Annotated in this window: 17 protein-coding genes; 13 read left to right on the forward strand and 4 right to left on the reverse strand. The window is 47.8% G+C overall.

Going from position 1 to position 20,049, the window contains the following annotated elements; translation table 11 throughout:
* Positions 1-3 precede the first annotated feature (3 nt).
* The 3 genes from ACWIP2_RS09415 to lpxB are packed head-to-tail and all read left to right on the forward strand — an operon-like array spanning position 4 to position 2,893.
* Positions 4-573 carry an acyl-CoA thioesterase gene (locus ACWIP2_RS09415; RefSeq protein WP_448519673.1) on the forward strand — a complete coding sequence of 190 codons (570 nt, stop codon included), beginning with the start codon at positions 4-6 and terminating at the stop codon, positions 571-573.
* 38 nt (positions 574-611) lie between these two features.
* Positions 612-1,790 (forward strand): hypothetical protein, encoded by a 1,179-nt coding sequence (locus ACWIP2_RS09420; protein WP_448519674.1) that lies wholly within the window; start codon positions 612-614, stop codon positions 1,788-1,790.
* On the forward strand, positions 1,787-2,893 hold the full coding sequence (gene lpxB / locus ACWIP2_RS09425; RefSeq protein ID WP_448519675.1) for a lipid-A-disaccharide synthase: 1,107 nt from the start codon (positions 1,787-1,789) through the stop codon (positions 2,891-2,893). Before ACWIP2_RS09420 ends, lpxB begins: the two co-directional genes overlap by 4 nt.
* On the opposite strand, the gene ACWIP2_RS09430 is transcribed toward lpxB, so the two are convergent.
* Positions 2,867-4,153 carry a hypothetical protein gene (locus ACWIP2_RS09430; RefSeq protein WP_448519676.1) on the reverse strand — a complete coding sequence of 429 codons (1,287 nt, stop codon included), beginning with the start codon at positions 4,151-4,153 and terminating at the stop codon, positions 2,867-2,869. The two genes, lpxB and ACWIP2_RS09430, sit on opposite strands and share 27 nt — an antisense overlap.
* Here ACWIP2_RS09430 and ACWIP2_RS09435 point away from each other — a divergent pair.
* On the forward strand, positions 4,152-4,844 hold the full coding sequence (locus tag ACWIP2_RS09435) for a hypothetical protein (RefSeq protein WP_448519677.1): 693 nt from the start codon (positions 4,152-4,154) through the stop codon (positions 4,842-4,844). The genes ACWIP2_RS09430 and ACWIP2_RS09435 overlap by 2 nt on opposite strands.
* 10 nt (positions 4,845-4,854) lie before the next feature.
* Here ACWIP2_RS09435 and ACWIP2_RS09440 read toward each other — a convergent pair whose 3' ends face one another.
* Entirely contained in the window at positions 4,855-6,393 is a 1,539-nt protein-coding gene (locus tag ACWIP2_RS09440; protein WP_448519678.1) for an AAA family ATPase, read from the reverse strand.
* 576 nt (positions 6,394-6,969) lie between these two features.
* Here ACWIP2_RS09440 and ACWIP2_RS09445 point away from each other — a divergent pair.
* From ACWIP2_RS09445 to omp85, 8 genes are all read left to right on the forward strand, one after another.
* Positions 6,970-9,024, forward strand: coding sequence for an alpha amylase C-terminal domain-containing protein (locus ACWIP2_RS09445; RefSeq protein WP_448519679.1), 2,055 nt, complete (start codon positions 6,970-6,972; stop codon positions 9,022-9,024).
* 410 nt (positions 9,025-9,434) lie between these two features.
* Positions 9,435-10,931, forward strand: coding sequence for a GH3 auxin-responsive promoter family protein (locus ACWIP2_RS09450; RefSeq protein ID WP_448519680.1), 1,497 nt, complete (start codon positions 9,435-9,437; stop codon positions 10,929-10,931).
* Positions 10,932-10,976: 45 nt separating this feature from the next.
* Positions 10,977-11,831: a hypothetical protein gene (locus ACWIP2_RS09455; protein ID WP_448519681.1), complete on the forward strand. Its 855-nt coding sequence runs from the start codon at positions 10,977-10,979 to the stop codon at positions 11,829-11,831.
* A 3-nt stretch (positions 11,832-11,834) separates the two neighbouring features.
* Complete coding sequence (locus ACWIP2_RS09460) at positions 11,835-12,527, forward strand: response regulator transcription factor (protein WP_448519682.1); 693 nt, start codon at positions 11,835-11,837, stop codon at positions 12,525-12,527.
* Positions 12,527-13,885, forward strand: a complete 1,359-nt coding sequence (locus ACWIP2_RS09465) for a sensor histidine kinase (RefSeq protein WP_448519683.1) — start codon at positions 12,527-12,529, stop codon at positions 13,883-13,885. Before ACWIP2_RS09460 ends, ACWIP2_RS09465 begins: the two co-directional genes overlap by 1 nt.
* A gap of 87 nt (positions 13,886-13,972) precedes the next feature.
* The gene (locus ACWIP2_RS09470) at positions 13,973-14,704 is read left to right on the forward strand and encodes an MgtC/SapB family protein (RefSeq protein WP_448519684.1); all 732 of its coding nucleotides are present in this window, start codon (positions 13,973-13,975) and stop codon (positions 14,702-14,704) included.
* A 3-nt stretch (positions 14,705-14,707) separates the two neighbouring features.
* Positions 14,708-16,051, forward strand: a complete 1,344-nt coding sequence (gene mgtE / locus ACWIP2_RS09475) for a magnesium transporter (protein WP_448519685.1) — start codon at positions 14,708-14,710, stop codon at positions 16,049-16,051.
* Between the two features lie 36 nt (positions 16,052-16,087).
* Positions 16,088-17,551, forward strand: a complete 1,464-nt coding sequence (omp85, locus tag ACWIP2_RS09480) for an Omp85 family outer membrane protein (RefSeq protein ID WP_448519686.1) — start codon at positions 16,088-16,090, stop codon at positions 17,549-17,551.
* Between the two features lie 157 nt (positions 17,552-17,708).
* On the opposite strand, the gene tsf is transcribed toward omp85, so the two are convergent.
* Both tsf and ACWIP2_RS09490 read right to left on the reverse strand, forming a co-directional pair.
* The gene (tsf, locus tag ACWIP2_RS09485) at positions 17,709-18,542 is read right to left on the reverse strand and encodes a translation elongation factor Ts (protein WP_448519687.1); all 834 of its coding nucleotides are present in this window, start codon (positions 18,540-18,542) and stop codon (positions 17,709-17,711) included.
* Between the two features lie 106 nt (positions 18,543-18,648).
* On the reverse strand, positions 18,649-18,798 hold the full coding sequence (locus ACWIP2_RS09490) for a hypothetical protein (RefSeq protein WP_448519688.1): 150 nt from the start codon (positions 18,796-18,798) through the stop codon (positions 18,649-18,651).
* A gap of 122 nt (positions 18,799-18,920) precedes the next feature.
* Here ACWIP2_RS09490 and aroC point away from each other — a divergent pair, with 122 nt between their 5' ends.
* Positions 18,921-20,045 (forward strand): chorismate synthase, encoded by a 1,125-nt coding sequence (gene aroC / locus ACWIP2_RS09495; RefSeq protein ID WP_448519689.1) that lies wholly within the window; start codon positions 18,921-18,923, stop codon positions 20,043-20,045.
* The last annotated feature ends 4 nt before the right edge of the window (positions 20,046-20,049 follow it).

The following is a 20,049-nucleotide window of genomic DNA, read 5'->3' on the forward strand; positions in this document are numbered from 1 at the left end:
TCGATGGTACAAAAGAGCCGCCCGGTGAGTTATTCACGGACGGTTATTACAGAGTTGATGATGCCCCATCATGCTAATTTCGAAGGACGCGTACATGCCGGCGCCTTGCTGAGTTTGATGGATCAAGTAGCTTTTACCTGTGCCAGTCGCCATGCAGGCAACTACTGTGTAACCGCTTCTGTGGAAGAGGTAGAGTTTGTATATCCTGTGCAGGTAGGTCAGTTAGTGATCGTAAAGGCTTCTGTTAACTACGTAGGGCAAAGTTCGCTGATTGTGGGCATACGCGTAGATTCGCAAGACATCCGCACCGGTGATATGAAACATACCAATAGCAGTTACTTCCACATGGTTGCCAAAGATCAGCACGGCAATGTAACCTCTGTTCCGCCCTTGCTACTGGAGGATGCAGACGACGTGCGCCGTTTTTTTGAAGGTTTGATGCGCAAAGATGCCCGCACAGTTATGCGCAATAGAATTCGCAGGGACATTGACAGCTATAGCTTCGAGAAAGCGCTGGATCGGATACGCCGCGAGCGTTGTCAGATAGGTTTTGATATTAGCACGGTCGAATAAAATTCTAACTTTTTGCAGTCTGCTGCGTTCTAAAATGCATGGAGTGGCTTTCAAAACCAAAAGAAATTGTTTCCTTTCAACAAAAACCCCAGATATGGCGGCACTTTGGCGGTGAAACCATTCTGGGTATTGCCTCTACCTGCGTTGCTATCTACTCGGCAAGTGTTTACTCGCGGGTGGGCTTTCTCTTAGGGGCAACAGGCGCTTTTTTTTCGTTCCGCCATTTCTATTTGGACTGGCAAAAAAAGTTCATTAACAAACTCACCCTTACACCGCGCAGACTGAGTTTTTCCTTAGGTGTGGAAAAACAGCAAAGAGAAATTCCGATAGTGAACATCGCCAATATGGAGGTGCGTTATGCACATCCGCGCAAAGGTGCGATTATTGCCAATGCTGCTCATTACGAGTTTGAGCAGATGTTGCACCTGATGAAAGGCGAGGAAAATATTAGTGCAGACTGCCAATTGACCTTAAAAGATGGAGAAAAAATTACCCTGCGGGCTGGGTATTTTCCCGAAGGCACTTTCGTGCAGTTTATCAGCTACATCAACGAAGTGTTGACTAATCGCGTCAAAGATGCAGACAAATCAGTAGCAAAAATACGCAGCAAAGCAACTGAGGAAGAAATCTATCTTTCCCCTGAAATTCAGGCAATTATGCAGGAAAATCAAGAATACCTGCAAGCAGACATAGCCCTGAAGGCACAATTGGAACAGGCGCAGCAAAAAGCCTATGAGATGCTATACGTCAAACGCGATGAATTTGATCGCCTGCGGATGGTTGGAAAAACGACGCTCGCGCAGTTTACAGGTGCTGACAAAAAAACAATCTATTTTTTCAAAGACGACTATAAGGCAGGTTTGGAGGCGGATGAGATAGAAGCAGGTGAAAACCTAATCCAGTCTGCCAAAGAGAATCTGGCTTTGGTAAACTCACGGATAGAATCTTACCAAAAAGTTGCGCAGGAGTTGCAACGGCTCGCAGCCAAAGAAATCAAGCGTCAGCAACTCAATCGCCTTGCTGAAGACCTCAAAGAGTTGCAGGAGCAGAATACCGCCCGCAGCATTGAGCAGCAAAGCCTTTCTAACCTACATTTGCCCGATGCAGACCTTTCCGTTTTGCAGGAGTTGGCAAAAATCAACGAACAAATCGCAGGGGCGGATACGCTTGAGAAAACCCTCCTGCTCAAAGAACACATTGCTCTGTTTAAAAAGTGAAATACTACCTGATAGCCGGCGAAAAATCGGGCGACCTGCATGGCGGGAATCTGATTCAAGCCCTCAAAAAATACGATACACAAGCTACTTTTCGCGCATGGGGAGGCGATGCGATGCAAGAAGCCGGTGCAGTACTGGTGCGCCACATCAAGGAAACAGCCTTTATGGGTATCGGCGAGGTTGCCGCCAACCTGCGCAAAATTACCCGCCTGATGGCGCTCTGCCGCGAAGACATACAGCAACACCGTCCCGACGTGGTCATTCTAATTGACTATGCAGGCTTCAACTTGCGCATGGCTGCTTTTGCCAAAAAATTGGGCTGCAAGGTTTTTTACTACATTTCGCCTAAAGTCTGGGTGTGGAACAAAAAGCGCGTGCAGCAAATAAAGGCAAATGTGGATAGAATGTTTGTCATCATGCCTTTTGAAAAGGCGTTTTATGCAAAAGAGGGCTATGATCGTGTAGATTATGTTGGCAATCCGCTTTTCGATGCAATCGCTAAGTTCCAACCTGACACTGCCTTTGCCGCTGTCATGCACAAAGACAGCCGCCCGCTGGTAGCGCTACTGCCGGGCAGCCGCGTGCAGGAGGTCAAGAAAATTCTACCTTTAATGGTAAAAGCGGCACAGCAATTCCCTGATTATCAATTTGCTGTGGCGGGTGTGCTGCACTTATCGCCGCAGCTATATACACCTGCGCTGGAGGCGGGCATTCCCGTTTACCCTGAAAAGGCTTATGATTTATTGCACCTGTCTAAGGCTGCGCTGGTGGCTTCGGGCACTGCTACACTGGAAACGGCACTGTTTCGCGTGCCACAGGTGGTACTCTACCGCACCGGCTGGATCTCTGCCTTATTCTTCTGGTTTTTTATCCGCCTGCCTTTTGTTTCATTAGTGAATTTGATTGCGGGCGGAGAAATCGTTAAAGAGTTGTTGCAATACGACTGCACTCCTCGCCGAATTGTTGAGGAGCTGCGCAAAGTACTGACGCACAAGCGAGCCTACACGCTCAAAGTCTATGACGAACTCATTGCAAAAATTGCCATGCCCAAAAGCGCCTCAGAGGTAACTGCCGAGCTAATGGTGCAGTATGCCAAAGGATAAATTTTGTCTGGTATGATGCCACATCAGCGTGTTTTTTACTCCCCGCGCTACCTGATAGCTCATCAACGCAAGCATGAACAAGGCTGCCAGTTTTTTTGACCGAATCTGTTGCAGCAGCAGCACTGACAGCAACAAGAAAAAAGGAAACAGCGGCAGAAAATAGCGGTCGTTTTCGCTGGCGATATTCATGCGCAGCGCCCATGTGCCGATAAGGTAGCAGCCGAAAGTAAGCAGCAGCGGCAGCAAGTCGCGCCGAACAGCAGACCTAAAAAACAGGAGCATTACAGCGCCAAAAAGTGCTGCTAAAACCGAAACGCGAACAGCTTGGGGAACTTGAAGCGGTAAAATCCAAGTGCTCATCGCTGCCCAACTGAGCTTGACACTTTCCGCAAAGTCAATCAGTGCAATATTCTGACGGAAGTCCTGCGCGTCTCTGACCCACAGAAAATTTCGCAACTGCCAGCCAATGAATGCAATAGCAGCTAAGCTACCTTCTGTGCCTATCTTGCACAGCCGTTTTATCTTTATCAAAAACGGCTTGGAGATTATCCATCGGGCAATAAATATTAGCTTGTCAATCGCAGTCAGACCCTGTAAGTCAGACTGGGGCAGTTTTCGTTCTGACCCTATGGGTCTGACCGAAAACTTATTCCTTTGCGCTCCCGGCGATAATTCCCTTGCACTTATGGTGGTAAAAAACTGCGAGAGCGTCCATGCTGCTACGAAAAAAATACCCGCATTGCGTTGCAAACACATTAGATTTGCCAAAATAATATACAAAAAAAGCATCTCAGGCTTTTCCTTGCGTAAAAAAGCGGCAAAAGTAGCCAGCAGCAAAGCCATAAACACCACTTCCGACCACAGGTAAATGCTACATGCCAGCAAAGGAGCATACAAGGCGTAGCTCAACAGCGCAGCATTGCGGACAGACATAGGCAGGCGATCGGGCAAGCAGCGAGCAAAAAAATAAATGCCTGCTGACAGCGCAAAACCATGTATCCATACAGCAAAAGCAAGTACATCCGGCATCCCAAGCGAGAGTAAAAGAGGGTACAAGGGTGGCCAGTTAGCATAAATATTGCCTTGATAATCAATTAGTTGTTTGCTATTTGCCCAATTTTCAGCGGCAGACAGGTAGTAATAGCTGTCTAAGGTCATGCCTATTTGCCCGCCTGAGGCAAGCAGGTAGCAAGCAAGCGCCAAAATAAAGGCAAGCCACAAGCCCCAATCATTGAAACAGGCTTTGTAAATTCGCCACATGTTGTCAAAAAATTATCACTTGACTCTGGCTGCGGCCTATGTGCGCGGCCTGTTGCTGCAAGATACGCAAATGCTTCTCGCAGACGAACAGTTGCGCTATTTTGTACAAAAACCCTTTGCAGAGCTTTCCAAAGTAGAGCAGGAGTCCTTGCTTCAGGCAGGTATTGTGCAAGCGTTGCCCGAACTTTCGCGTTTCCGTTTGACAGCACCTATTGCCCTTTTTCAAAAAGTATTAACATTGCTCAACGGAATTCGTCCCGATAACATGCTGGAGGTAGGTTTCGACTACCTGCAATTTACGATTTGCTGGTTGCAACATTTTCGCTACCTCTCTGCTGCTATTACCGAGACCGATCCGCGCCATTTGGCGGTTGCCTATGCGCTGCAAAAAGGCGGTATGGGCTTTCTGCAAATTCAGGAGGTAGCCCCTGAAAATATTTTTGGCACGCAACAACAGTTTGATGTAGCTGTTGCGCTCGACTTACACAAAAAAACAGAACACATCGCAGGTGCTTTCCTCGCCATCTGCAAGGCAAGCAAGCGATTTGCGATTTTCAGTTTTCCCTTGCACTCGCTTCGCAGGGAGATTCCGTCCGAAGTTACCATTCGCGAGTGGCTCGCTGCTGCCAACATGCCCTATGTGAAAATAGAGACAGTAGATAATCGCCTATTGGTCGTAGGCAGGAAATAAGATCCGGCTGCTATAGATTTTTGTAGTAATGCTTGATTTTTTCTACACTTAACTCCAAGGCGTTCAGAGCATTGAGCGTTTCGGTATGATTGGCTTCTACCAACTCTGATAGTCGTTTGTCCACGAATAAGTTTTCGCGGCTATGGCGCAGTTCGGCAGGCGCTTCGTTGCGCATGCGCGCTTTTTGAGCAGCTATAAAATTGATGAGTCGCTCGGCATGTTCATCCCAATATTTTTCTACCAATGGGTGTGGTTTTTTATACAGATAGGTGGTTTTTTCTACCTTATGCGTTTTTAGTGGCAAAATAATCGCCTGTGAGTTGTAGGTAAACTCTACCTGATGCTCACCTTTGCCCTTGCGGGCTTTGACGCGGTAGGTCAGTTTTTCGTTTTCATCGTACACCCCAACGGTAACAGGCTCATCAATGTTGAGTTTTTCAAATTCTGTACTCTTAATGTATTTACCCTCAAAGTGATTTTCTATGCCCAGCACCTCAAAATACTGACGGTCTATCAGATACAATTCCTCAGAAAAAACCTTGTTTGGGATTCTGGTTTCGGCTTTTACTTCATCCTCAAATTGGCTAATTTCTTTGCGTAGCGCCGATAGATTCACGGCCAGCGTGTAGCCGTGCTTGCGGATGGTTTCCGAAACGATTTCCCGAGCTACTTCAATTTGTTCGGGATGCGACCAGAGGCAATAAGCAATCAGGAAGCAGTCCATCAAGTCTACCTTGTCGCGCCCATTGAGGAAAGCTGCCGTGCGCAATAATCGGACAATTTTTTTCCAGCGGCGGTCATAGATGCGAAACGGCGGGTCATTTTTAGCATCGTATTCTTCTAACTTCAGGCGGATAACCTGAATGACATTCACCACTTCATCGGGAACGATGACAGTTTCAATTGCCGCATTCCATTGTTCAAACTCATCGGCAGAAATTTTTTCTTCAGCGGTGAGATTGTCCTTGTAAACATCTTCCGTGCTGAGAATCATGCTAATGAAGTTGCCGCTTTGGCGAATTTCACCGATAACAGTGCGCAGTAAAAATCTGTCCCAAAGGGCTTCCAAACCTTCTCCCACCGGCGGCAACTCATTAGAGGCGGCGATGATGCCCTTCACATTGACTTTCATATCCGTTTCGCCGTTGCGGTAGATGCGCTCGTTGAGTACGGTCAGCAATGCGTTTTGGATAGAAGGCCCTGCTTTCCAAATTTCATCGAGAAAAACCACATTTGCACCGGGTAAGTAGTTGTCAGTCAGGCGCTCATAGCGGTCTTCGTCTTTGAGTTTTTTGATAGACACCGGCCCAAAAATTTCATCAGGAGTACTAAACTTGTTCATCAAGTATTCAAAAGATTTGCCGTCGCGAAAGGCAAATTTGAGCCGACGTGCAATTAGGCTTTTAGCAACGCCCGGAGGGCCTAAGAGAAACACGCTCTCCCCTGCTACCGCTGCCAGTAAGGACAGGCGGATGATTTCTTCTTTCTCATAAATTCCTTTGGAAAGCTGCGACAGCAGCCGTTGGGTTTTCTCTCTAACTGATTGCATAAACAATTAACAAAACGGCAGCGGGGTTTGTTTGGAACAGGACAGATGTTTGCTTGCGCGTTGTTGCCTGTCTTTTTGACTTCCGCGTTTTAACACCCAAGCTGAAAAAGTCGCGCAAGCAATCTTTGTTCTTTGGCGAGCAGTAGTATTTTCTTTTTGGCTTGCTGCTTTTGGGGTAAAGTTATACCATTATGAATGGCATGATGGGTAAATCACCCCAGCGGGGTTCAATATGGGTAGTACAATCTTTAGTCTGTAATTCGCTAACCACTTGATAATCAAATAGCTACAGACTGAAATCTCGTGCTACATTCAGCCTTTTTGGACAGCCACACGGAGCAGAAAAAAGGGCAGGGTTGATTTTAATGCTGTTTTGCCGCCGTCGAATTCCTTGAGAATTGCGGCAATCTGTGCAGGGAAAAATTTGCTCTTTTTTATCAGATCGCGTTTTAAAAGGTGCTACTTTTTTGACTGCTTGTGAAACGTACTACTTTTGGGGAGTCTTACAATTGTGGCATACAGTTAATCATTCTTTTTTCGTATGTTGGATGCCGAAGTTCAACGGTAGTTTCTATTATGAAGTCAAACATCCGCAAATATTTACCGATTGTTCAGCAAGATTCGTGGCTGGAACCATTTAACCACCAACTTGCGGCGCGTTTTATGCGCTTCCATGAATTGCTTTTTCAACTGGAGGAGGCATACGGCAGTCTGTACGATTTTGCGGGAGCGCATCAGAAACTTGGCATTAACTACGACGCGGAAGCTAAAGGCTGGTACTATCGCGAGTGGGCGCCTGCCGCCGAGTCGATTTTCCTGATTGGCGATTTTAACGACTGGAATCGCACTTCGCACCCGCTCAAAAAAGGCGAAAACGGCATTTGGGAAATTTTGCTAGATGATCAAACATATGCTGGTAGATGGACGCACGGCAGTTTATTCAAAGTGTTGGTAAGATCTGCCATTGGCGAGGTAGAGCGTATTCCCGCTTATGTTCGCCGTGTGGTGCAGGATGAGGTAACGAAAGATTTTGCCGCGCAGGTATGGCATCCTCCTGTTGAAGAAGTTGCTGCCGAACGCATAGCCCAACCAAAGGCATCGGTAGAGGAATTGGCGACAGCCATTAAGGCAGGCAATATTCCTTTACTGATTTATGAAGCACATACAGGCATGGCCCAAGAGCGCGAAGGAATAGGTACTTACCGTGAATTTGCTGACTTTATTTTGCCGCGTATCAGCCATGCAGGCTATAATGCGATTCAACTGATGGCGGTAGCCGAACACCCTTACTACGGTTCATTTGGCTACCATGTGTCTAACTTTTTTGCACCTTCATCGCGTTTCGGAACGCCCGAAGACCTAAAATATCTTGTAGCAAAGGCGCATGATGCGGGTTTGCTCGTCATCATGGATTTGGTGCACTCGCACGCGGTGAAGAACATTTTGGAAGGGCTGAACCTTTGGGACGGCACAGAGTACCAATATTTCCATGCGGGTGGGCGCGGCGAACACCCTGACTGGGACTCCAAACTGTTCAACTATGGCAAGTGGGAAGTGCTGCAATTCCTGCTTTCCAACGTGCGCTACTGGTTGGAAGAATTTGATTTTGATGGCTTCCGATTTGATGGCGTAACTTCCATGCTCTACCTGCACCATGGACATGTGGCTTTCAACAGCTATGCTGATTACTTCACCGAAGCGGTGGATAAAGATGCTGTTACCTATCTCCAATTGGCTAACTACCTGACCCACACCATTAAACCTTGGGCAATCACCATCGCCGAAGACGTGAGCGGAATGCCCGGACTGGGCTTCCCGATTCAGGGCGGCGGTATCGGCTTTGACTATCGGCTGGGCATGGGCATCCCCGACTATTGGATTAAACTGATCAAAGACCAAACCGACGAGCAGTGGGACGTGGTGCAGATGTATTACACCATGCTCAACCGCCGCAAAGACGAGCGCACGATTGCCTATTGCGAGTCGCACGATCAGGCGCTGGTAGGAGACAAAACCATCGCTTTCCGCCTGATGGACAAGGAAATGTATTTCAGCATGGCGCGAAACATCCCTAATTTGGCGGTGGACAGAGGCATCGCCCTGCACAAGATGATTCGGATGTTTACCATTGCGCTGGGCGGCGAGGGCTACCTGAATTTCATGGGCAACGAGTTCGGACATCCCGAATGGATTGATTTTCCACGTGAGGGCAACAATTGGAGCTACAAATACGCCCGTAGGCAGTGGAGTCTTGCTGATAATGAGCTGTTGCGCTACTCCTACCTGCTTGCCTTTGACCGTGCAATGATTGCACTGGTTAAGCGTTTCAACCTGCTTCAACCGGGTTTGCAGACGCTCCTGCTCAACCAAGACCAAACCAATCAGACAATTTGCTTTGAAAAAGGCGGGCTGATTTTCGTTTTCAACTTCCACCCAACAGCTTCTGTGCCCGATTATAAATTCTGGGTGCCACAGCACGGCAAGTACCGCATCATACTCACTTCGGACGAGCATGAGTTTGGCGGACACGAGCGCATAGATCTTACAACCGAGTTTTTCACTGACGCAGATCAGTTTATTTCTATCTATAACACGCAGCGTACCGTGCAGATATTTGAGAAGGTGGGTTAGGTGTCTTATGTTCTGTGAAAGATTCCCTACAACTCCCGCTGATGCTAAAAGGCATCAGTAGCTTGCTCTATTGCACACGTAGCTGTCCAAAAAGTAATACGGACTTTAGTCTGTGATTTACTAATCGCTTGATTATCAAATAGCTACGAACTGAAGTCTGTGCTATATTCAGCCTTTTTAGACAGCCTCAGCAAAAGGGGGCGGGGTTGATTAATGCTGCCAACATGCAATCTCTACGGAATAAAAACTGCATGATAGATGATTGATTTAGTATTAGCTGTACTCTCTTTGCCAATAGTTTGCCTGTCTTTGAATTGCCAACTTGCCGAATCTTCACAGTATTTAGCTATTACGATTATTGATGCTGCGAATATTGTCAAAACCAATCGGGATTAGCCGTATTTTTGTGCATGATTCGCTCTGTACTTGCCAAACCTTTTGCTGCTTATATCGTCGCGCGTCAGCGGCAGTGGGCGGCTCGTCCTGTCGAAACGCAAATGGCGGTTTTAAAATCCTTGGTCAAAGCAGCCAGACGCACGCAGTTTGGTGCTGACCACGAATTTGAGCAGGTGCGCACCTATGAAGACTTCAAAAAGCGCGTGCCTATCCGCGACTACGAGGGTTTGAAACCCTACATTGAGCGCATTATGGAAGGCTGGAGTGATGTTCTTTGGCCGGGCAAACCCGCTTACTTTGCCAAAACTTCGGGGACGACATCGGGTACAAAATATATTCCGATGTCTCGCGAATCAACACCGTACCATGTCAATAGCGCCCGCGATGCATTGATGTGCTATGCTTATGAGACGGGTAATTTTGATTTTTTAGACCGCAAGCTGATATTTCTTTCGGGAAGTCCTAAACTGGATACGAAGGCAGGCATCCTTACGGGGCGACTGTCTGGCATTGTGAATCACCACGTTCCGGCATGGCTGCGCAGCAACCAAATGCCCTCCTACAAAACCAACTGCATAGAAGACTGGGAGGAGAAATTAGACCAAATCATTGCTGAAACGCTCAAAGCCGATATGTCGCTGATTTCAGGAATTCCGCCTTGGGTGCAGATGTATTTTGACCGCATTCAGGCGCGAACAGGCAAGACGATTAGCGAGGTTTTTCCCAACTTTTCGGTTTTTGTTTACGGCGGAGTCAATTTTGAGCCATACCGCACGAAATTGTTTAAGTCTATCGGTAAAAAAATTGCCAGCGTAGAGACTTATCCTGCCTCAGAAGGTTTCATCGCCTATCAGGATACCCAAACCGAGCCGGGGCTGTTGCTGCTGCTCAATCATGGTATTTTCTACGAGTTCATTCCTGCCGAAGATTATTTCAAGCCCAATCCGCGCCGTTTGCACATCGGAGAGGTAGAATTGGGAGTCAACTACGCGCTGATTATGAACACCAATGCAGGGCTGTGGGGTTATTCCATCGGCGATACGGTCAAATTTGTCAGCAAAAATCCGTATCGGGTGGTGGTTTCGGGGCGCATTAAGCATTTTATTTCCGCTTTTGGCGAACACGTCATCGGCGAAGAAGTGGAAAAAGCGATGCAATATGCCCTGCAAAAGCATCCTGAAACGGCTGTAACAGAGTTTACCGTTGCGCCGCAGGTCAATCCTCCTAGTGGAGGGCTGCCCTACCACGAGTGGCTGATTGCCTTTGCCAAAGCGCCGCAAAATCCCGAACAGTTTGCGCAGGACTTAGACGACCGCCTGCGCCAACTCAACGCCTACTACGACGACCTGATTACGGGCAACATCCTGCGGCGATTGGTCGTTACATCGCTGGAAGAAAGCGCGTTTATCGGCTACATGAAATCGCTGGGCAAGTTGGGTGGACAGAACAAAGTGCCGCGCCTGAGCAACACCCGCGACATTGCCGATGCCTTGCAGCGGTTCAGGGTGTGATTTTTGTGGGAGTTTTATAGACAATTTCACCAACTACCTAATCCTATGCTCATAGCCAATCCTATATACGACGTAGTTTTCAAGCGGCTGATGGAAAACGAGAAAGTAGCGAAGTTTTTCATCGGGACGCTGTTGGAAGAAACCATTGAAAGCGTGGAGGTCAAACCGCAGGAATTCACTTATACCAGTGTGCTGACAGGTTTGGCAGTCTTCCGTTTAGATTTTATTGCTACGATCCGCACCGAATCGGGCGAATACAAAAAGGTGTTGATAGAAATTCAGAAGGCGCGAAACGCGATTGACTTGATGCGCTTTCGCAATTATTTGTCCGAACAATACAAGAAAGCAGATAAAGTCAATGGTCGTGAATTTGTCTTGCCGATTGTAACGATTTACATTTTGGGTTTTACGCTGCCTGAGATCCACAGTCCTTGTATCAAGGTAGCGCGTCAGTACATTGACCTTGTAACGCACACAGAGTTAGAGCAAAAGAGCGAGTTCATAGAAAAGCTGACCCATGACAGCTATGTGGTGCAGGTAGGGCGCATCACCGACCGCTACCAGACGCGCTTAGACAAGTTGCTGAGCATTTTTGAGCAAAGGAATTTTGTTGATGAAAACGAGATCACGAAGAATTACACCTACCAACCCGATTTGGAAGAGGTCAAAGAGATGACCGATATTTTGCACTATGTCGGCACCGATCCCAAAGAGCGCCAACAGATAGCTATAGAACAGGAAGCGTGGCGAACAGTTTATGCTATGTTTGAAGAAGCAAAGCAGGCATTAGAGCAAAAATTAGCTAAACAGGAACAGGAATTAGCAGAGCAGCGAAGAATCAACGAAGAAAAAGACCGCCTGATAGCTGAGCTGATGCGCAAATTGAACGAACCCGAGTAGCATATGAAAATTTTGGTCATAGAAGATGACGAGCGTGTATCCGAACTGATTCGGCGCGGGCTGGCAGAAAACGGATTTACAACCGAATCCGCCTATGATGGGCTTTTGGGTAAAAAGTTAGCGCTCCAAAACGACTATGCCTTAGTGATTACCGACGTAGCGTTGCCCAAAATGGACGGGCTGGAACTTTGCAAAGAGTTGCGGCGCAGCAAGCCCGCCCTGCCGATTATCATGCTTACCGCGCTGGGAACGACCGACGACAAGGTAGAAGGATTTGATGCCGGAGCGGATGATTATTTGGTCAAACCTTTTGAAATGCGCGAACTGCTGGTGCGCATTCGGGCGCTGCTCAAACGGAGTCAAACTGCGAGCGCTTCTGCCAACAGTGGCGGCATTTTGCAATATGCCGATCTGATATTGAATACCCATACAAAAACTGCCGAGCGCGGCGGAGCGGCTATCAACCTGACTCCCAAAGAGTTCAAACTGCTGTCCTATATGCTGCAACATGCCGGGCGTGTACTTTCTCGCAGCGAAATTGCCGAGAAAGTGTGGGACACGCATTTTGACACGGGTACTAATTTTATTGACGTTTACATCAACTATTTGCGCAAAAAAGTGGATAAGGATTTTGAACCTAAACTCATCCACACGCGCCCGGGAATGGGTTTTGTATTGATGAAGCCAGAAAACTGATGAAAATTCGTTTGCGTTTGGCGCTGCTGTTTACCGCACTATCAGCAGCTATTTTGCTGATTTTTGCGGCAGTAATTTACTTCTCAGCACGTAGCAACCGCGAAAAAGAATTTTACACCTTGCTCCAAAAAGAGGCAATTACGAAAGCAAATCTGTTTCTGGATGCCAAAGTAGATACCGCTACTTTGCAGAATATCTACCGCAACAATCGGCAGATTCTCAATGAAGTAGAAGTTGCTATCTATGATAGCGGCTTTCGCCTACTCTACCACGATGCAGTAGAAATTGATTTTGTCAAAGAAAATCCGCAAATGCTGGCGCAAATTCTGCATAAGGCTGTCATTCAGTTTTACCAAAAAGAATGGCAGGTAGTCGGGCTGGCCTACGAGCACGAAGGCATCACCTACCTGCTGACTGCTGCGGCATATGATCAATATGGCTATGCCAAATTGGATAATTTGCGACGAACCATCGCGCTGGTTTTTGTGGCGGCGATGGCGCTTATCTATGGAGCAGGGCTGTACTTTGCCCGCCGCGTGCTGCAACCGATTGCCACTATGACTGAACAAGCACGGCTCATTTCTGCTACCAATTTGCACCTGCGCCTTCCCATCAACAGCAACCGCGACGAACTCACCGAACTTGCAGCTACTTTCAACGACATGTTGGAACGTTTGGAACATTCGTTTGAAGCACAAAAAAACTTCGTGTCCAACATTTCGCACGAGTTGCGCACACCGCTGGCGGCGATTGTTGCCGAACTGGAACTCGCCCAAAGCCGCGAACGCAGCGCCGAAGAATACCGCAGTATAATTAATCGCATACAGGGTGATGCGCAGAAAATGGCGCGACTTACAAGCAGCCTTTTAGATCTTGCCCGTGCAGGCTACGACCCCGCGCAAATTACCTTCCGACAGTTGCGCATAGACGAGCTGCTATTTGATGCGCGGCAGCAACTCCTGCAAGCCTATCCGGATTATCGCATAGATATTTGCTTTGCAGGCGAACCTGAAACTGAAGAACAAATCACGCGCAACGGCAACGAGTACTTGCTCAAAGTCGCTTTTATGAACCTGATGGAAAATGGTTGTAAATTTTCCGCACAAAAAAGCTGCATAGTCGTGTTGGATTTTTCATCAAAAGGCATAGAAATCACCATTGCTGATGAAGGCATAGGCATTGCAGCCGACGACCTGCCGCATATTTTTGAACCCTTCTATCGCGGTGCAAATGCTCGCTTTGCAGCGGGCAACGGCATCGGACTTTCTCTGACCCACAAAATCATTCAACTGCACAAAGGCACGATTGAGGTTAGCTCCGAGCCGGGCAAAGGCACGCGCTTTCTAATAATTTTCTAATGTTTTTCTAAAAGTCCTCTAACGGCTGCTCTGATGAGGGGCGGGTAATTTTGTGCCATTAAAAGCCTTGAAAACCAGTGCAAAGCCATGACCCTCTTAGATTTTACTTTACGATTAGCGCTTGCCTTCGGGCTTGGCGCAATGATTGGCATAGAGCGCCAATGGCGGCAGAAAAGCGCAGGTTTGCGCACCAATACGCTGGTTTCGCTGGGTTCGGCGGCTTTCACGCTTATATCCTTTGCGCTTACAGCGTCGGTAGGAGATGACGGCGTTTATAGGGGCGATGCTACCCGGATTATCGGACAAATTGTTACAGGTATCGGCTTTTTGGGAGGTGGAGTCATCCTGAAAGATGGTGTAAATATTCAGGGACTGAATACCGCCGCTACTATCTGGTGCTCTGCGGCAGTAGGCGCACTGGCAGGTGTAGGATTTCATGCAGAGGCTACTGTTGTTGCCGTTGCGGTGATGCTTACCCACCTGCTGCTGCGCCCCTTAGGTTTGCAACTCAATAATTTTTCCTTCAAGAAAGAAGAAAATGGCTCTTTTTTCTATGTCATCAAGTTGCGCTGCAAAGAGCAGGTAGAAAATCACTTGCGCGTGCTGATATTAGATGTACTCAAAAAAGACCCGCACTTGCAACTTCGTGCGCTGAAAAGCACCGACAACGGCAGTCCTGCCTATACTTATGTAGAGGCAGAAATATACGCCAACGCAAAGCACGATCACGAGATAGAAAAACTGGCGGGATTGCTTACGCTGGAATATGGCGTAACAGAAGTACGCTGGGAAATCGTCGGACAACAAAACGACTTTTAAGCCATGCAGACAATCGTAAAAAATATACCCCCGGTAGAAATATTGAAAAATATGCCTGTTGTTGAGGTTGCCGAACAGTTGGTCGGTATGGAAGCTATCGAGCTTTTGCCGCAGTTAGACCACTTCACTACTGCCCAACAGGGGCTAATTGTAGCAGAGTTCCCAATTTTGCGGCAATTGGAACTTTTTCAATCGGTGAGCCGTAAACGCTTTGCTCTCATATTTGAGCAAATGCCTTCCGACAGTCGCGCCGATCTTTTTCAGCATCTTTCGCAGCGCGAGCAGGCTGAGTTATTGCCTTTTCTTTCCAAAAAAGTACGTGAAGACGTTATCCAGCTCAGTAATTATCCGCCCGAAACCGCAGGCGGTATTATGAGCACCGACTTTGCTACGGTTCAGGCAACAATGTCCTGTTCAGAGGCAATTACCAAAATACGCATGGATGCGCCTTCCAAGCGCACGATCTATTATGTGTATGTAGTTAATGACAATCAGGAAATGCAGGGCTTTATTACCCTTAAAGACCTGATTATGAACGAGTCAGATGTGTTGGTCAGCGAGGCGATGCACCGCAAATTTGCCTTTGCCTATGTGGACGAAGACCGCGAAGAGGTAGCCAAAAAGATAGAGCGCTACGACCTGGTAGCATTGCCCGTTCTCAACCAGCAGAATCAGTTGGTTGGCATTGTTACCCACGATGAGGCAATGGATGTCATTCGCGCCGAGCATACTGAGGACATGGAACGTTTCATGGGTATTATTCAGACCAATGAAGCGTTTGATTACATGAAAACAAGTACATGGGAGCACTTTCGCAGACGCGTTGTATGGATTGTTTCGCTGGCTGCCGTAGGTATTATTTCGGGTATGATTATTCACAGCTACGAAAACGCGTTGGAAAAATTGCTCATTCTTGCCTTATATATGCCAATGGTTGCCGATACGGGCGGCAATGCAGGCAGTCAGGCGGCTACCGTAGTAGTAAGAGCTTTGGCTTTAGGTCAGGTTACTGTGCGCAACTGGTTGATGATCCTTTGGAAAGAAGCCCGCATTGCTTTGCTTTTGGCTATCTGCTTAGGCGCGTTGGCATACGGGAAAGTCTTGTTTCTGAGTTGGGAAACTGAAATCCCTGCTGCGTATTCGCTGCCTGTTATTGCTTTTATGATCTCTATTGCCTTGTCCTTGCAGGTAATTACGGCAACTATTATCGGTGCAGGGCTGCCAATATTAGTGAAGCGATTGGGCGGAGACCCCGCAGTAGCTGCAAGTCCTGCCATTACTACGGTAGTAGACATTACCGGGCTGCTGATTTATTTCGGCATGGCTTCATTGTTCTTCGCACTTTAACCCTTTTACGTTTAACCGTTTAATCATTCATCAACAATGAAAAAGTTTGTCTTTACCCTTTGGGTACTGATCTGCAGTACGAGTGCTTTTGCTCAGGAGGTTGATACTGTCCAAAAGCAACAAGAGTTGCCTTTCTACATAGACCCCGTAAAGCGCATGGACGAGTTGGAGCTTGCCGATAAAAAGGAAGGTTCGTTCATTACAGGTGTACCGCGCTTTGAGTTTGACCCGATTCGCGGCTTCGGCATTGGCGGAACGGTGAATTTCTTCGCCAATAAGACCAAAGCTGACCCCTTTTTTCCTTATACGCCCTATCGCCACAACCTGACCGCCGAGTTTTTTATTTTCCAAAACGGACGCATTCGCTATGCGCTGAACTACGATGCGCCGTATATTTTTAATTCGCAATGGCGTTTGCGTGCCGATGTCGTATTCTGGGAAGACCCGCACGCACAGTATTGGGGGATAGGCAGAGAGTTTATGAAGCGCCCGCTTCGTTTCCGCGACAAGCAGACAGGGCAGGAGCGCGACTTTCACAACATCAATGACTACGAGCGCAACCTTAGCATCGCCGAGCGCGGTGCAGACGGTCGCTACTACAACGACCACCATTACCACCACATAGAGCAGCGCGAACAACTCTACAACCTGCTGGGCGAGCGCGTACTCATGGGCGGAAAACTGCGCCTGATGTTTGGCTACGAAGCCTTGTTTACCTCATTTTCATCCTTCAAAGGGCGTGTTGCAGAAGTAGCTGTAAACAGTTCGGGCGAGAAAGTAAAGGCTATTAACAATATCACGCTGGTTGATAAACAAATTGCAGACGGCACTTGGGATCGCTTCAATCTGGCGGGCTTTACGGGCGACGAGCGTTCATTATTTACCAGTATGCTGGCAGGCGCGATTATCTACGACACCCGCGACTTTGAGCCGGATGCCTCACGCGGCGTATTCCTGGAATATTCGCACGAGTATTCTGCTCCTTGGCTGGGTTCGTATTTTAACTTCAACAAGTTCATGGCGCAGGGCCAGGTGTTCCATACGCTGGGGCGTTGGCGCGATGGCAAAAGTCGCCTGACTTTTGCAGGTCTGGCTGCCTTTGGACATATCTTCGGCAGCAAAATCAACTTTATTGAAATGTGGGATTTGTCCAGTCAGGCAGAGGCGGGCGGCATCCTTGTGATGGGTGGTGCGCGTTCGCTGCGGGGCTATCGCGAAGCACGATTCATGGCACCAACAATGGCGCTTGTGAATCTGGAAATGCGGGCACGGCTCTACGACTTCCACCTGTTCCGCCAGCATTTCGCTTTGGGCATAACACCGTTCTACGACTTCGGCAGCGCATGGGACAGCCCCCGCGACTTTAACTTTCAATACTGGAAAGGCTCGCCGGGCATCGGCGGCAGGGTAAACTGGAATCAATCTACCGTTCTGCGCTTAGACTATGCCCAAAGCCGCGAAGGAGGTCAGGTGTTTTTTGGCTTCGGACATATTTTCTAACAGTTCGTAAAAATAATAAGAGGCTGTCTAAAAAGTAACATAGACTTTAGTCTGTGATCGTTGAAATACTTGATAATCAGACGACTACAGACTAAAGTCTGTGCTACATGTAGCCTTTCTGGACAGCCTCCTTGTTGTAAATACTCTTCAGATAATATCAGCCGGTAATACTGATGCGTTTGAAGTCGGTTACTGTTAGCCCTTTTTCAACACTGTCCAAGTACTGGCTGATGCTCTTGCTGTTGTCTTTTACGAAATCCTGCTCGAGCAGCGTATTTTCTTTGTAGAATTTGTTCAGCTTGCCCATGGCAATTTTCTCCAGCATATTTTCAGGCTTGCCTTCAGCACGAGCTTGCTCCTTGCCGATTTCAATTTCACGTGCGATAACAGCCGGGTCAATGCCTTCGCGGTTCAGCGCTAGCGGACGCATAGCAGCGATCTGCATCGCAACGTCCTTGCCGGCAGCTACAGCAGCGTCGGAGGTAGAATTAAGGGCTACGAGTACGCCTACTTTTGCACCTGTATGGATGTAAGTAACTACGCGATCACCTGTTACATGTGCATAGTGGGTTACTTCGATTTTCTCACCGATTTTACCCATCATGTCGGTCAGGTGCTCAGAAAGCGTGCGACCGTCTTCCATCTTCATAGCATTGATTGCCTCGATGTTGGCCGGCTTGTGTGTAGCTACCATATCAACTATTTTATTGCCCATAGCTACAAAGTCTTCATTTTTAGCCACGAAGTCTGTTTCGCAGTTCAGGGAGATGGCAAAACCTTCTTTGCTGTCTGCGCTGGTGCGCAAGAACACAGAACCTTCGGAAGACTCGCGATCTGCACGTGAAGCAGCTACTTTCTGGCCTTTTTTGCGCAGAATATCAATGGCAGCTTCAAAATCACCATTGGCTTCAGTGAGGGCTTTTTTGCAGTCCATCATACCTGCGCCTGTCATTTGGCGTAATTTGTTTACGTCTGATGCTGTAATAGACATAATTTCAAGAATATGTTTTGAGATGAAATTCAAAGGTGGGAAACAGTAAGATGCTGTAGGGCACTTAAAAGTAATAAGTCGAACTTTGCAACCCGACCTTTTTGCATTAAGCCTGTAGTTGTTGCTTGAGGCTGTTCATTTCTTGGCGAACAGCTTTCAACTCGTCCACATTGCGGTTAGCTTTCTTCTGGCTCATGATATTTGCTTGCTTTGCTTTGAGTTCTTGCAGGCGCTTTTCGATGTCAGCTTTATTCATGATAAAAGGCTGTTTTATAGTTAAATGAAATAGTTGCGATGGTAAATTGCAGCGCAAAAGTAAGCCTTTTATGTGCCAAAGCCAAAACTTGATTATATCTTTGTTTGAAATGAATTTGGCAAATGAGCAATAGTTTTGGAAAAATATTCCGCATAAGCACTTTTGGAGAATCGCATGGTACGGCAGTGGGAGTGGTGATAGACGGTTGTCCGGCAGGCATTCCCTTCGATCTGGATTTTGTGCAGCGCGAGATGGATCGCCGCCGTCCTGGGCAGTCTCGTATTACTACCCAGCGGCAGGAAGGCGACGAGGTCAAAGTGCTTTCCGGTATTTTTGAAGGATACACACAGGGCACACCGATTGCGCTTGCTGTCTGGAATGAAGATCAGCGCAGCAAGGATTATGCCCATATTGCAGATAAGTTTCGCCCTTCTCATGCCGATTATACTTGGCAAGTTAAATATGGCACGCGCGACTACAGAGGCGGCGGGCGTAGTTCGGCGCGTGAAACCCTCGCTAGGGTAGCAGCAGGAGCAGTTGCCAAACTTTTTTTGAAGCATTTAGGCATCAGCATACACGCCTATGTGTCGCAGGTAGGCGCACTCAAGCTCGACAAGAGCCACAGCGAACTTGATCTTTCTGAAGATGCGATAGAAAGTAACATTGTGCGCTGTCCCGATGCGGCAATGGCCGAGCAGATGATTGAGCTGATTGATCGGACGCGCAAATCCCGCGATACCATCGGCGGCGTGGTCAGTTGTGTGATCAAAGGCGCTCCGGCAGGTCTGGGCGAGCCTGTTTTTGACAAGTTACATGCCGAATTGGGCAAGGCGATGTTGAGCATCAATGCGGTGAAAGGCTTTGAATACGGCAGCGGTTTTGATGGCGTGGCGATGCTCGGTTCGCAGCACAACGACGCGTTCTACACCGATCCCGACGGGCGGGTGCGTACTCGCAGCAACCATTCAGGCGGCATACAGGGGGGTATCAGCAACGGAGAAGACATCTATTTTCGCGTGGCCTTTAAGCCTGTTGCTACCATCATGCAGGATCAGGAAAGCATTAACCAAAACGGCGAACAGGTCGTTATTTCAGGTAAAGGCAGGCATGACCCTTGTGTAGTACCTCGCGCTGTGCCAATTGTTGAGGCAATGGCAGCTCTTGTAATGGCAGACTTTGTTCTGAGGAATCAAGTGGTCAAATTAAGTAATATCATATCAGCTGACCCCACACCAACTTTGTTGTAGCGGA

Source organism: Rhodoflexus sp. (genome assembly GCF_053489755.1).

Excerpts from the sequence above, each read along its gene's own strand:
- ACWIP2_RS09415 (WP_448519673.1), top strand. The coding sequence starts at position 4 with ATGGTACAAAAGAGCCGCCCGGTGAGTTATTCACGGACGGTTATTACA.
- ACWIP2_RS09420 (WP_448519674.1), top strand. The coding sequence starts at position 612 with ATGGAGTGGCTTTCAAAACCAAAAGAAATTGTTTCCTTTCAACAAAAA.
- ACWIP2_RS09435 (WP_448519677.1), top strand. The coding sequence starts at position 4,152 with ATGTTGTCAAAAAATTATCACTTGACTCTGGCTGCGGCCTATGTGCGC.
- ACWIP2_RS09430 (WP_448519676.1), bottom strand. The coding sequence starts at position 4,153 with ATGTGGCGAATTTACAAAGCCTGTTTCAATGATTGGGGCTTGTGGCTT.
- ACWIP2_RS09440 (WP_448519678.1), bottom strand. The coding sequence starts at position 6,393 with ATGCAATCAGTTAGAGAGAAAACCCAACGGCTGCTGTCGCAGCTTTCC.
- ACWIP2_RS09445 (WP_448519679.1), top strand. The coding sequence starts at position 6,970 with ATGAAGTCAAACATCCGCAAATATTTACCGATTGTTCAGCAAGATTCG.
- ACWIP2_RS09450 (WP_448519680.1), top strand. The coding sequence starts at position 9,435 with ATGATTCGCTCTGTACTTGCCAAACCTTTTGCTGCTTATATCGTCGCG.
- ACWIP2_RS09455 (WP_448519681.1), top strand. The coding sequence starts at position 10,977 with ATGCTCATAGCCAATCCTATATACGACGTAGTTTTCAAGCGGCTGATG.
- ACWIP2_RS09460 (WP_448519682.1), top strand. The coding sequence starts at position 11,835 with ATGAAAATTTTGGTCATAGAAGATGACGAGCGTGTATCCGAACTGATT.
- ACWIP2_RS09465 (WP_448519683.1), top strand. The coding sequence starts at position 12,527 with ATGAAAATTCGTTTGCGTTTGGCGCTGCTGTTTACCGCACTATCAGCA.
- ACWIP2_RS09470 (WP_448519684.1), top strand. The coding sequence starts at position 13,973 with ATGACCCTCTTAGATTTTACTTTACGATTAGCGCTTGCCTTCGGGCTT.
- mgtE (WP_448519685.1), top strand. The coding sequence starts at position 14,708 with ATGCAGACAATCGTAAAAAATATACCCCCGGTAGAAATATTGAAAAAT.
- omp85 (WP_448519686.1), top strand. The coding sequence starts at position 16,088 with ATGAAAAAGTTTGTCTTTACCCTTTGGGTACTGATCTGCAGTACGAGT.
- tsf (WP_448519687.1), bottom strand. The coding sequence starts at position 18,542 with ATGTCTATTACAGCATCAGACGTAAACAAATTACGCCAAATGACAGGC.
- ACWIP2_RS09490 (WP_448519688.1), bottom strand. The coding sequence starts at position 18,798 with ATGAATAAAGCTGACATCGAAAAGCGCCTGCAAGAACTCAAAGCAAAG.
- aroC (WP_448519689.1), top strand. The coding sequence starts at position 18,921 with ATGAGCAATAGTTTTGGAAAAATATTCCGCATAAGCACTTTTGGAGAA.